The sequence below is a fragment of the Cupriavidus sp. H19C3 genome, from assembly GCF_049393815.1.
In the GTDB taxonomy this organism is placed as follows: Bacteria; Pseudomonadota; Gammaproteobacteria; order Burkholderiales; family Burkholderiaceae; genus Cupriavidus.
This window is the reverse complement of the sequence record NZ_CP184985.1, coordinates 1449326-1462158: the sequence shown is the minus strand read 5'-3', so window position 1 is coordinate 1462158 and position 12833 is coordinate 1449326. Positions and strand designations below refer to the sequence as shown.

Genomic DNA, 12833 nt, shown 5'->3' with positions numbered 1-12833 from the left:
GTCGTCTCGTCCGGCTGGCGGTCAGGGCGCACGCGACCGGCGCCGCGCGAGCACCAGGTCCACCGCGTCGACCAGGGCATCGTAGAGCCGCAGCAGGCCCTGGTAGCCCATCTCCATGACTTCCTTGAGGCTGCGCAGCGGCGCGTCCACGCGCTCGTCGTCGAGCCAGTCGATCCAGGCGTCGGCGCGTCCGAACGTGCACTGGATCAGTTGCGTCTCGCGTTCCATCGTCAGGTCCTCCATGCGTACGCCGAGGTGCCGGTTCACGTTGCGCGTGACCACCGCCGGGAAGTGACAGGTGCGCGCCCCGCGCGACAGGCACACGCCCACCCGCGCGCCTTCCTGCAGCGGCACGTCGATCGGCAGCACCACGCCGAGGCCGCCCATCGAGTAGTTCTCGGTCTTGCAGGCCAGCGTGCGTCCGTCGGGCAGCAGCAGCGTGGCCGGCACGCGCATCGGGATGCGGTGCGACACGCGCACCTGCCGCGCCTCGCGCGCCACGCCCACGGCCGCGCCCAGCATGATCAGGTTGAACAGTGCCCAGGCCATGTTCATCAGCACGGTGGCCGGCTCCTCGGCCCCCCAGAACAGCAGCCGGGCGATGCCGGCCCCGAGTCCGATCACGTTCAGCCCCAGCAGCACCAGGTACGGCTTGGAAATGGTCCAGTCCAGGTAATCCTCGGCGATCTGCCCGCCCTTGGCCGTCACGTTGAACTTGCCCGCGCGCGGGTTGATGAACGCGACCGTGGTCGGCAGCACGATGTACCACGCCAGCACCGATTCGTAGACCTCGGCCCAGAACGAATGGCGGAACCGGCCCTGCAGCCGCGAGTTGGTGATGTTGGCGATCAGCAGGTACGGCACCACGTACGCCGTGATCAGCAGCGCCGACGTATTGATCACGTGCAACCCGAAGTACAGGTAGGCGATCGGCATGGTCAGGAAGATCAGGCGCGGGATGCCGTAGAAGAAGTGCAGCATCGCATTGCTGTAGCACAGGCGCTGGAACAGCTTGAGGCCCCGCCCCAGCATCGGATTGTCGAGCCGGAAAATCTGCGCCATGCCGCGCGCCCAGCGGATGCGCTGGCCGATATGGCCGGACAGGCTTTCGGTCGCCAGCCCGGCCGCCTGTACCGTGCGCAGGTAGGCGCTGTTGTAGCCCCGGCGGTGCAGCTTCAGCGCGGTGTGGGCGTCTTCCGTGACGGTCTCCACGGCGATGCCACCGATTTCGAGCAGCGGGCCGCGCTTGATGACCGCGCACGATCCGCAGAAGAACGTGGCGTTCCAGAAGTCGTTGCCGTCCTGGATCAGCCCGTAGAACAGGCTGCCCTCGTTGGGCACGCGGCGGAACGTGTCGAAGTTGCGCTCGAACGGATCGGGCGAGAAGAAGTGGTGCGGGGTCTGTACCAGCGCGCAGTTGGAGTCGGCCAGGAACTCGCCCATCGTCATCTGCAGGAAAGAGCGCGTGGGGATGTGGTCGCAATCGAAGATGGCGATGTATTCGCCGTCGGTCTTCGGCAGCGCGGCGTTGATGTTGCCGGCCTTGGCGTGGCGGTTGTCGGTGCGGGTCAGGTAGCCCACGCCGGCCGACTCGGCGAACGCCTGGATGTGCGCGCGCCGGCCGTCGTCGAGAATGTAGACGCGCAGCTTGTCGGCCGGCCAGTCCATGCTGCGCGCGGCGAATACGGTTGGCTGGATCACGATCAGCGATTCGTTGTACGTCGGGATGAAGACGTCGACGGTCGGCCAGTGCGCGGGGTCCGCCGGCAGCGGCTTGGGCCGCCGGTGCAGCGGCCACGCGGTCTGCACGTAGCCCAGCGCCAGCACCAGCCAGGTGTAGACCTCGGCCGCGTAGAGCACGTAGCCGACGGCAGCCTCGATCGCGGTGGCGAACTGCAGCGTCTGCGTGGACCGCCACCAGATATAGCGGCCCGCCATCAGCGTCGAGATAGCGATCATCGTGATCGTCGCCAGTCGGCCCGGGACGCGGCGCACCACGCTCAGCACGATCCACACCACCGCGAACAGCAGCAGCTGGCCTGTCAGCGGCAGCGGCGTGGTGCTGACCGCCAGCGCGGCAACGGCGGCCAGCACCAGCGACGCCGGCAGCACGAACGGGATGCGACCCACGCGCGCGGACATAGCCTCGGTGGCGTCGGCCACGCGGTTCCAGTCGGGACGAGGTAGCCGTTGCAGGAGCTTGTGTCGCAGCCGCGACGATGCGTGCCAGACCGGCTCCAGCCCGCGATCGAGCCAGCGGCGCAGCCAGCGCTTGCGCTCGGGCTCGGCGCCCCCGCGCTGTTTGCGCGGATCGGCGGCCAGCCGCACGCGCGGCCGGGGCGGGCGGATGAACAGCCGCCACAGCCAGGCGGCTGGCGTTCGCCGCTTGCCGAGGCCGAGCCGTGCCACCGCGCGACGGTAGATCAGCGCGGCCCATTCGGCCGGGATGTCGGGCTGGCCGGGGCGCGGTGGTCGGAAGAAGAGGCGCAGCAGCCAGTGCCCGGCACGGGGCACGGCGCCGCCGCGCGTGCCCACCCCGGGGCCCACCCCTACGCCCAATTCGCGCGCCAGGCGTTCGCGCGCCGAAGCCAGCCACCGCCGCAGGCGTCCCGTGCCGGTCGTCATGGTGTGCCTCCGCCCCCGGCGCGCGTCTCGATCCATGCCGATAGCCACGACGCGAGCCCATTCAGGTCATGCGCGGTCTGCGAGTGCGGCGTGCTGCGGCTGAACGATTCGCTGCGCGCCAGCGCTTCGGGCACGCTGCTGTCCTCGTGCACGTGATACGGCAGCATGGCCGTGCCCAGCATCGCCTGCAGCATCGCCACGATGTCGACGTGCAGCGGTCTGGCCGGGTGCAGGCGCGTGGCCACGTAGCGCACCGTCTTGCCGCGCGCGGCAAGGTCGTCCACCAGCCGCTTCAGCGTCAGGCAGGTCTCGGGTTGCGCCGGCACCAGCACCAGTACCAGGTCGGCGGCGTCGATGGCCTGGCTGGCGTAGCCCGATGGCCATGGCGCCGTGTCGAGCAGCACCGCGCCGCCATCCCGCAGGTCCACCTGGTCGAGCCGCCGCGCCAGCCAGTTCGCCGGCAGCCGTTCGATGGCGCCGGACTCGGCGCGGTCGCCCCACGGCACGAACAGCACGCCGTCGTCACTGCGCAAGCCGGTGCCGGCCCATGCCTTGGCCGCGCCGTCGTGCAGCGAGCTGCCGAGACCGTCGGACGGGATGTCGCGCAGTCCAAAGTGAAAGCCGAGCACGTTGCGCGGGTCGCATTCCACGGCCAGCACGTCGTGCTTGCGCCAGGCCAGCAGCGACGCGAGCTCGGCGGTCAGCGTGCTGCGCCCCGCGCCGCCGGTGGTCGAGACCACGGCGATGGTCGCCGCTGCCGTGGCCGCGCTCATCGCCGGCTCCCCGTGCCGCCCTGGCGCTTGCCGCGTATTACCAGCGCGTCGAGTTGCGGCGGCAGCCGTACGGCGCGGCGCGGGCGCGGCGCGCTCCAGCGCGGCAGCCAGCGCAGCAGGTCGAAGCGCCACGCCAGCCAGGCCAGCGGCACGGCCAGGATCAGCCCCCCAGATGAAATAGCCGAGAAAGATCGCCATGGTCAGTCCTGAGGTTTGAGGGGCACCGGATGCGGCGCGGGTATCGCACGCGGCGCGGCGCCGGGGCGGCGTGGCGGCACCAGGGGCAGCGATGCCGGCGCCGGCGCGGGTTCGGCCTCGGGTTCCGGCGCGAATTCGGCTTGCGCTGCGGGCGCCGGGCCGCCGGAAGCGGCGCCGTCGGCGGCGGCGGCGGAGGCAGCCGGTTGCACAGGCAGCCAGTTGCCGTAGTCGGGCGGCGGATACGCAGCGATCTCCGCTTCCAGACGGTCCAGTTCGGCCGTGATCGATTCGATGTCGCCGCTGCGCAGGTCGCCCTGGAAGAGGTCGGGCATCGGCCGCTGGAACACACGCTGGCAGACGGCATCGACGTCGTCGAGCCGGCAGGCGAAGAAGAACGCATAGAGGCTGTCGCTGCCGGCCGTGCAGAGATCGCCGGCCCGGCTCATGCGGCACGCGCGCAGCGCGTCGACGTGGGCGACCTCGGGCAGCATCGGCAATTGCAGCAGCACGTGGGGCAGGCGGATCATGCGGCTGCGCTCCACGGCGTCGCGTACCAGCGCCACGAACGTGGGCGCTGCCACGTAGCCGCTTGCCGTGGTGGTCAGCACCGCCGACAACGCGCTGCGGTAGTCGGCCAGGATCGGCCGCGAGAACACCTGTCCCTGCAGCCCGTCGATCATCGCCTGCATCCGTGCGAAGGGCGTGCGCTGCGCGATCACGGCGTTGGCGCCCAGGTTCAGCATCAGCAGTTCATAGTGCTGGCGCATGGCCTCGCGATCCTCGCGGATCACGATCTTCAGCGCACGGCCGGCGCCGCGCCGCAGCCGGTGCACCTGCGCGGCCAACGTCTCGAGGTCGCGCGTGCCGGCATAGTGCAGGATCACGGTTGCCGCCACTGCCTTGCTGGCCGAGGCGACGGCCGCCTCGTTGCTGTCCGCCACGCGCCAGGATTCGGGGATGAAGCGCTCGCGCAGCACCGCGTCGCGGCTGGCGATCACGCGCTGCTCGTCCGGCGCCAGCATGCCGGCTGCTTCGATCGTGTCGTCGTACGTGTCGACCGCCACCATCAGCCGGTGCTCGCCGGGCGCGAAACGCAGCGGCACGATCTCGCCTGCCACCACGGCCTGGTTGTCGCGCCAGAACGCCACCTCCCACGTGTACTGGCCGTGCTGCTGCGAGAGCTGCACGGCGCCCGCGAAGCGGCCGTGGAAGCCGTGCAGGTCGGGTCCCGCCTGGCCGCCGGCCGGCGCGGGCGGCGCCATCGCCAGCAGCAGCGCGCAGCGCTCGCGCGCGCACCACTCGCTGAGCCGCAAGCCCTCGGCGGCCAGCGCGGCGGCGTCGTGCCAGCTGAAGAACGCCTCCGCGCCTTCGAGCAGGAACGTGGTGCCGCGCGCGCCGCACTGGTCGACCAGGGCCCCGAGCGCTTCCATCAGCGTGTCGATGCCGCTGCGCCCCGGCTGCGGCCGCAGCGCGCACAGGTTGGCGCGTGCATGGAGCGCGCGGTTGACCTCGATGTCGAGGCCGTGCTCGCGCAGCGCGGCGGCGATGTCGTCGGCCTCGCGCGTCGACAGCACGCAGGCCGGACCGCGCAGCGCGCTGGCGGCGGTTTGCCAGAACAGCGCGTCACGAGCCGGCGACGGCTGCGCGTAGACCACGTGCGCGCGGTCCGGCGCCAGCGTGGCCAGTGCCGCGGCCAGGCCCTCGATTGCCAGCGTGGCGCGGGCCTGCAGTGGCGCCAGCAGCGGGGCCAGCAGTGGCGCCAGCAACGGGGCGGTGCGGGGAGCGGAGGCGTGGGCGGCGTCGTTCATCGGAGGGGCTATATCGGTCTATGGTGGTCCTGTTGGAGGCGTACGGGGGTTCCTTTCAGGGGCCGCTCAATAGGCCGAGTAGGGCCGTACGGGCGTGGGCGGGAACGGCACCGGCAACTCGCGCTTGTCGAACAGATAGCGCAGCCAGGCCATGGCGCGGTTGGGCGCGTAGTCGCGCGAACGGTCGATCGAGAACCCGGCGCCCACCACCCAGCGCGGTGCGAGCGTGTATTCGACCGTCGCGCCCACCGTATAGCTGAAGCCGCCGCCCGACCCGCCGCCATAGGTGGCGTTGCCGCTGGCCGCCTGCAGGTCCGGCCGCGTCGGGAAGAATGGCGCCGCGTCCTCGTAGGTCCACGACCACCCGGCCGAGCCAAGCAGCCGCCACGACCAGCGGGCATGGCGACCGCTCCAGTCCAGTGGAATGGCGACCGACAGATAGCGCTGCGGGCTGTAGTAGCCGCCGTGCCCGAAGGTGTAGAAGCGCTGGTTTTCCGAGTAATGCCACCAGTTGAACACGAGGCCGCTGGTCACGCGATGGTCGCGTCTGGCGTAGACGGGCACGTCGAAGCCGGTCCGCAGCGTCACCTCGCGGTTGGTCTTGACGTTGTCGCCCGTGTAGACCCCGGCGCCGAGGTCGGCGAACAGCCCCAGCCGGCCCACGTCGCGTGCGTAGCGCAGGTGCGCGCCGTTGCGGACGATGCCACCCCAGTGCTCGCCGGTCACCGGGTCGCGCGCGCCTGCGTACGAGATCAGCGAGCTGGTCTGCGCGCGGCGCGACACGTCGACGCTGACCGACTGCACGCCAAGATCGGCGCGGTAGCGCAGCCCCCCCACCACCGTGGTTTGCAGGAAGCCCAGCGGCGTGGTGCCGATATCGGCGCGCCAGCTGTTGTGGGCACCGTCGTACGCGTAGCCGGCTGCCAGCGCCACGCCCTTGTCGGTCTGGCCGATGTTGCCGAGCCCCGCATTGCCGAGCGCCGGAATCTTGCCGAATTCGAGGTTGCGCAGCGGGGCGGTGCCGCGCAGCGTGCCGGCATCGAGCAGCACCGTATCGGCGTGGAAGAACATGTGGCCCGTGTAGCCGTGCGGCACGCGCACATACAGCGGGATTTCCGTGGCGTGCAACCGCGAAATGCCATCGTCGCCGGACTTGTTCGACTGCATGACCGCCGTGACCACCTCGCCCTGGCGCCGCGCGTCGAGCCCGGCCAGCGCGCGCCGGGCCGGCGTGCCGTCGGCGCCGGGCAGCACGCTCTCGCTTTGCTCCAGCGGCAGTGCGGCGCGGTAGAGACCGGCGGCCGCGTCGAAGTCGCCGCGCGACTGCGCGATGCGGCCGCGCTGGACGGTGATGTCGGCGCGGTGCGGAAAGCGCGCGTCCAGCGTGTCGACCACCTCGGCGGCCTCGTCCTCGCGCCCCAGCGCGGTGAGGCGGCGCGCCACCGACAGGCGCGTGTCGATATCGTTCTCGGGCGTCTCGGCCAGTACCGTGCGGACCATGTCCAGCGCCTGCCCGGTCTGGCCCATCCGCTCGTACTGGCGCGCGAGCGTCAACTGCGCGCCAGCGTCTTGGGGCTGGGCGGCCAGGACCTGGCGAGCCGCGTCGGCCGCGCCCCGGTAGTCGCCGCCAGCCTCGCGCAGGTCGGCCAGTTCCAGCAGCCAGCGCCGGTCGGTCTGCTGTGCGGCCGGCACCGCGTCGAGCACCCGCCGCGCGCGTCGCAGGTCGCCGGCGGCGATCTGGCGGTCGGTCTCGCGCAGCGCCAGCCGCAACGACTGGTCCGCGAGGTCGGCGCGTTCCTTCGCGGTGGCGCCGGGCAGGGCGTCGGTTGCGGCAAGCCACTGGCGCAGCGCCTCGTCGCGGTCGGCGGCGGCCAGCAGTTCGCCATAGCGCAGCCGGATGTCGACGTGCGGCGCGTCGGCGTGCGCGGCAAGCCAGTCGTCGACCAGCCGCAGGCCCTTGTCGGTCTCGCCCAGCGCGATCCATTCGCGGCCGAGCGAGGCCAGCATGTGCGGATCGTCGGCGGCCTCCACGGCCGCCTGGTCGAGCCGGCGACGGGCGTCCTCGTCGCGGCCCTCGGCCACGCGCTGGCGCGCCTCGCGCAGCAGTTGCCGCGCGGCGACGTTGTGCGCCAGTCCGCGCATGCTGTCCGAGCGCTCGGCCGGTGGTACGCCGGCCAGCATCGCGGCGGCGCCGTCGAGGTCGTCGATGCTGTTGAGGTACAACGCGCTGGCGTAGCGCATGTCGTTGCCCGGCGCCGCGCGCATGCCATCGTCCATCACGCTGCGGCCCGCCGCGGGCAGGCCCAGGTCGCGATAGATGCGGGCCAGCGTGAAGCGCGTCCACGGATTGTCGGGCCGCAGGCGGATCGCGTCTTCCAGATCGCGGATCGCGGGGCTGCGCTGCTGCCGGGCCAGCGCCTGCTCGGCGCGCACCGCCAGCAGGTCGGCCCGCATCGCCCGCAGCTCGGTGGCGGATCCCTGCAGGCGCGACGTCTGACTGGCGATCAGCGGCTCCACCTCGGCATCGCGGCCTTCCTTCTGCAGGATGCCGGCCAGCGTGCGCACTGCGCCGACGTCGGGTCGGGGGCCGGCCAGCATCTGGCGCAGCAGCGCTTCGGCTTCGCGGTTCTTGTCCTGCGCGACCAGCGCGTCGGCCAGGATGCCCTGCGCATCGGCGTTGTCCGGCTGCAGGGCCAGCGCCTGGCGCGCCAGGCGCTCGGCCTCGGCGGGCTTGCCCTGGCGACCGGCCTCGCGTGCCTTGGCCACTGTGCCCCAGAACGTGGCCGTGCCGATCAGGCCGCGCCACTTGCCGCTGGGGTCGAGCTGATTGGCGCGCGTGAACAGCTCGCGGGCTTCATCGTGGCGGCCCTCGCGCAGCCGCACCAGTCCAAGCCCACCGACGACCTCGGCATCGTCGCGCCGCTTGCGGTACGCCCGCTGCAACGCGATGTCGGCGTCCTTGAGCTGGCCGCGCTCCAGTTGTGCCAGCCCGCGCTGCCGCGCCTGCCAGGCCGGATCGGCCTCGCGCTGCTTCTGCGCCGTCACGCGCTTGCCCAGTTCGGCCAGCGCGTCCCGCGCGCCCTGGTCGTCGGGCACGGCTTTCACGTAGCGCTCGAACCACACGTAGTAGGCCGGGTCGTCGTTGACGCGGTACAGCGTGCGCCGCCAGATGTCGAGGGCGGTGGCGCGGTCGCCTTCCGGTTGCTGCGTGACGGCGTAGAGCAGCGCGAAACCCTCCTGCCTGGTCTCGGCGCGGTCGGTCAGCAGGTCGGCGAGCGCCAGCGTCACCTGCATGTCGGAGGGGTTCGCGCGCATGCGCTGGCGCAGTGCGGCGACGGCAAGCGTGCGGCCCTCGGGCGTGCCCGCGAGGATGCGATAGTAGTCGCGCGTGAGACTGCCGCCCGGTGCCCCGCGCGGGAACAGCTTCTGCAGCCGCCGCACTGCCTCGTCGTCCTGGCCGCTGCGCGACAGCAGCCGGATATTGGCCATCTCGCGCTTGTCGCGCGTGGCGATGCGGTAGGCGTCATCGAGCTCCTGCGCGGCGGCGCTGCCCGGCGCCACCGCCTGCAGCGTCTTGAGCAGCCGGTCGGCCTCGGCGGGGCGGTTCGAGCGGATCTCGATCAGCCCGAGCAGCTTCAGTGCCTCGGGCTCGTTGGGATTGATCAGCAGCGCCTTGTCGAGGATGCCGCGCGCCATGTCGGCGCGGTTGCGGGCCTCCCACATCCGCGCGGCGGCCAGCAGCTGCGCCATCTGGGGCGACGGCGCGGCGCGCGCGGCGGGGGCAGGATCTGCGGCAAGGGCGGGCATGGCGGAAGTGGCCAGCAACACGGCCAGCGTGGAGGCTAGCGCGCTGCGGGGCATGTGGATGTCCAGGCCGGCACCAGCGTGCCGTCCGCCTCGAAGCGGAAATGTCCGTCCAGGTGGCCGAGGCCGAACAGCGCCAGCACCTGGCTGTAGTAGCCGAGCGGCGCCTGCGCGGCCATCGTGCGGGTGCGTTGCGCTTGCGCGCGTGCCGCGTCGTCCAGTCCCAGGGCCGCCAGATACGGTGCGACGGCCGCCGAGAAGCCGGCGTTGCCGGCGTTCGCGCCGAACGTGCCGGCCTGCGTGTCGACGCGCTCGGGCGGATGGCCATGCGCCACCACAAAGTCCGCCATCGGACGGAAGCGCTGCAGTACGGCGGTGCGCAGCGGGTCGCGCGGGGCGGTCAGGCCGGCCCACAGGTAGACGCGGATGGCGTTGTACGCGCCCGTGGCCTGCGTCTGCGTGTCGGGCTGGAAGCCGCGCCCGGTCTGGTACACCACCCAGTCGGGCGAGAAGCCCTTCGGCGCGGTATCGACGATGAGCCGCGCCGAGGTATCGACCAATCCCTTCCAGCCGGCATCCTCGCCGCCCAGCACGGCGGCCAGACGCCGCATCACGGGCAGCGGCACGTAGCTCGGATTCAGGCGCCACGTGTCCGGGGTGGGATGGAAGCCGGCCGGCCCCGGCAGCAGCGTGCGGCCCAGCCCGGGCAGCACGGCCGACTCCTCGCGCAGCGCGCGGCGTGCCAGCACCGTGCCGAGCGCCGTGTAGCGCCGCACCTGCCAGAGTCGGCCCGCTTCGAGCAGCGCATAGGCGATCCACAGGTCGGCATCGGCGGCCGGGTTGCTGTCGATGACGCCCCACGTGCCGGCCTGCTCGCCCTCGCTGCGCTTGCCCCAGATCCAGGCCGGCAGGCGGGCGGTCAGATCGCCCTGGGCCAGGTTGTTCTCGGTCCAGGCCAGCAGCCGCTCGAAGGTGGCGCGGTCGTTGGCCGCGAGCGCGAAGAACAGCGCGTACGACTGGCCTTCGGAGACGGTCACGTGCTGATCGCTGCTGTTGTCGATCACGCGGCCATCCTGGCTGATCGTGCCGCGGCGGAAGGCGTCCCAGTCGGGCCACGGGCAGGTCGCGGCGGAGGCGGCGGGATCGGCAGGGCCGGCCGCGCTGGCGGCGAGGGCCGGAGCGGGCAGCACGGGCAGCGTGGCGCCGGCGAGCGTGCACGCCACGGCACAGCCGGTCGACACGCGCTTGAGCCAGGCCCGTGCCCGCCGCATGTCACCCTCCGTTGCGGCGCGCCGCCAGCCGGCCCAGCGCCCAGAACAGCGTCAGCGCCACCAGCAGCCCTGCCACGATCCCGGCCAGCGCCAGCAGCGCCGGATGCGCCGACATCATCATCCAGAGCCGCGCATACCAGGGCAGGTTGCCGACGTAGTAGGTTTCTCCCAGCCGCAGGCCCTCGAGGTCGCGCTGGCGGATCACGGTCAGGTCGCCACGGATCTGCGCCACCTTGCCCGGGTCTTCCAGTACGTCGAGCACATCGCGCACGTGCTCGTCGCTGGACGCGGTCAGCGCCACCACGCTGCGCCGCTCGGCCAACGGCGACTCGAAGCCGATCAGTGCGGCCAGCGGCCCGTCGGCCGACAGGATCGCCCGGCCGGCCGGCGAGATGTTCTCGTGGTCGGCGCCGCCGAGCCAGCTCGACCACGCATGCGCGCGCTGGTCGCGCAGCGCGATCTCGGTCTTGCCGCGCTCCACCAGCAGCGGCAGCGACTTGCCCCACCCCTGCAGCACCTGCGCGGCGCTGCCGGTGCCGATCATGACGAGGTCGCGGTGCCTGACCGACTCGATGGCGCGGGACGGTACCACGGTCACGCGCAGCGACGGCAGCCCGGTCCACTTGCCCATGTGGCCCAGCACGGTAAGCAGCGCCTCCTGGTCGATCGTGGTCGGCGCGTCGGGCATCACGATCGCCGTGTCGGCGAGGTCCGCCATCCGGGTGAACGGGTAGCCGCTGTTGGCAAAGAAGGCCAGGTTCGGCAGCGCCGCGTAGTGCAGGAATCCGCTGAAGTCGATCGACGAGTCCGGGTCGACGGCGGCGCGTGCCACGTTGGCGGCGGTCGACGCGCACAGCGCGGTCTTCTGCGAATCGATGTGGAAGCGGAACTGCATCTGGTTGTTGCTGCCCACGCGGAAGGCCGGGATCAGGATGTCGTTGCTGACGCTGGCGCTGCCGCCCGACAGCAGCGGTACGCTGACCAGGTTCTCGTCGTTCGGCAGCGTCAGCGGCTTGAGCCGGTACGAGCGCACGAGCTGGTCGTTCACGTCGATGCTGAGCACCGAGTCGTTGTATGTCGACGGTGCCGTGTAGCGGTACTTGAGGTTCATCGGCACCGCGCGGTCGTTCCAGCCGAACAGGTCGGCCGGGACTTTCAGGTTCACGCGGATGGCGTCGGGGCTGGCGCCCGAGACCTGCAACTGCTGCGGATCGGTGACCAGTTCCTTGAACATGACCGGGCGATCCACGGGCGCCCACGCGGGCGCATCGTAGGGCCGGCGCGGCTGGCCCAGGTCCACCGACCTGACCAGCGTGCTGGCGCCCGCCATGCCGGCCTTGCCGAGCACCACCGCGTTGGCGGCCACCTCCAGCTCCTGCGGCGTGCGGCCGGCCAGCACCAGCAGCTTGCGCGCCGGATTGGCCGGATTTGGCATGACCCTCACGGTCGGGCCGTCGATCTTGTCCAGGCGGATGCCGTCGGGACCGGCATTCGGCAAGACCAGCGCGATGGCGTGCGTGTCGGCGGGCGCCGTGCGCGTGACCGGGAAGCGCAGCTCGCGGTAGCTGGCCAGCGCGCCGAGCCACGACGCCACCACGCCGGCGGCGCGCAGCGTGGCCGGATCGGCGTTGGCGGGCAGCACGAAGGGTATGGTCACGCGGCGGTTGTCGCGGCGGTCGAAGAACGGTGCCGGCAGCAGGGCCAGGTTGTCGGGCAGCGTGACGCTGGCCTTGGTCAGCGTCAGCGTACTGGTGGGGCTGATGTCGGTCCAGAGGCTGGAGTGGTACGGGTCCTCGCAATGATCGAGCGTGTAGTGCGCGATCATCTGCACGTTGATGCGGTTGAAGTCCGTGAAGAAGCGCGGGTCAAGCTCGATTTCCCGCGAGACCTGCTGGCCAGCGTGTTCCTTGTCCAGCGGCAGCGTGGCCACCACCTCGTCGTTGAGCCGGATCTTCAGGTGCGACAGCGGGTAGATCAGCGACGGCGAATACGTGAACACGAGTTTGAGCCGGGCCGCCGTGACCACTTCGTCGAGCCGCACGCCGACGTTGACGGTGCGGTCCGGGTCCACGCCACGCAGGGGGATGGTCTCGTTGGCGCCCATCTGGGCGAAGGTCAGGGACTGGGTGCGCCCAGGCGGCGGCGCGAGGGCGGCGGCAGGAGCGGGCGCAGGGTCGGAAGCGGAGGCGGCAGGGGAGGAGGGGGCGGCGGCGGAAGGGATCTGCGCGCGGGCCGGGAGAGATTGGGCCGCGGCCGGGCCCGAAGCCAGTCCCGCGCACCACGCCATCGTCATCGCGACAGCCATCGGCATGCAGCTACGTAGCAGGCGTGACATGCATTCCGTCATATCGGGG

At 71.7% G+C, this 12833-nt stretch carries 6 protein-coding genes; all 6 read right to left on the bottom strand.

Features of this window, described 5'->3' with window-relative positions:
- Nucleotides 1-21: 21 nt before the first annotated feature.
- The 6 genes from bcsA to bcsB all read right to left on the bottom strand — a co-directional run bounded on the left by bcsA (nucleotide 22) and on the right by bcsB (nucleotide 12814).
- Nucleotides 22-2625 carry a UDP-forming cellulose synthase catalytic subunit gene (gene bcsA / locus DFLDMN_RS06610; protein ID WP_423197672.1) on the bottom strand — a complete coding sequence of 868 codons (2604 nt, stop codon included), beginning with the start codon at nucleotides 2623-2625 and terminating at the stop codon, nucleotides 22-24.
- Nucleotides 2622-3596 carry a cellulose biosynthesis protein BcsQ gene (bcsQ, locus tag DFLDMN_RS06605; protein ID WP_423197671.1) on the bottom strand — a complete coding sequence of 325 codons (975 nt, stop codon included), beginning with the start codon at nucleotides 3594-3596 and terminating at the stop codon, nucleotides 2622-2624. Before bcsQ ends, bcsA begins: the two co-directional genes overlap by 4 nt.
- A gap of 2 nt (nucleotides 3597-3598) precedes the next feature.
- Nucleotides 3599-5404: a cellulose biosynthesis protein BcsE gene (gene bcsE, locus DFLDMN_RS06600; RefSeq protein WP_423197670.1), complete on the bottom strand. Its 1806-nt coding sequence runs from the start codon at nucleotides 5402-5404 to the stop codon at nucleotides 3599-3601.
- Nucleotides 5405-5470: 66 nt separating this feature from the next.
- On the bottom strand, nucleotides 5471-9265 hold the full coding sequence (locus DFLDMN_RS06595) for a cellulose synthase subunit BcsC-related outer membrane protein (RefSeq protein ID WP_423197669.1): 3795 nt from the start codon (nucleotides 9263-9265) through the stop codon (nucleotides 5471-5473).
- Complete coding sequence (gene bcsZ, locus DFLDMN_RS06590) at nucleotides 9247-10479, bottom strand: cellulose synthase complex periplasmic endoglucanase BcsZ (protein ID WP_423197668.1); 1233 nt, start codon at nucleotides 10477-10479, stop codon at nucleotides 9247-9249. The genes DFLDMN_RS06595 and bcsZ overlap by 19 nt, the downstream gene beginning before the upstream one ends.
- Before the next feature lies 1 nt (nucleotide 10480).
- A complete protein-coding gene (gene bcsB, locus DFLDMN_RS06585) occupies nucleotides 10481-12814 on the bottom strand; it encodes a cellulose biosynthesis cyclic di-GMP-binding regulatory protein BcsB (protein WP_423197667.1) in 2334 nt (777 codons plus the stop codon).
- Nucleotides 12815-12833: the final 19 nt, after the last annotated feature.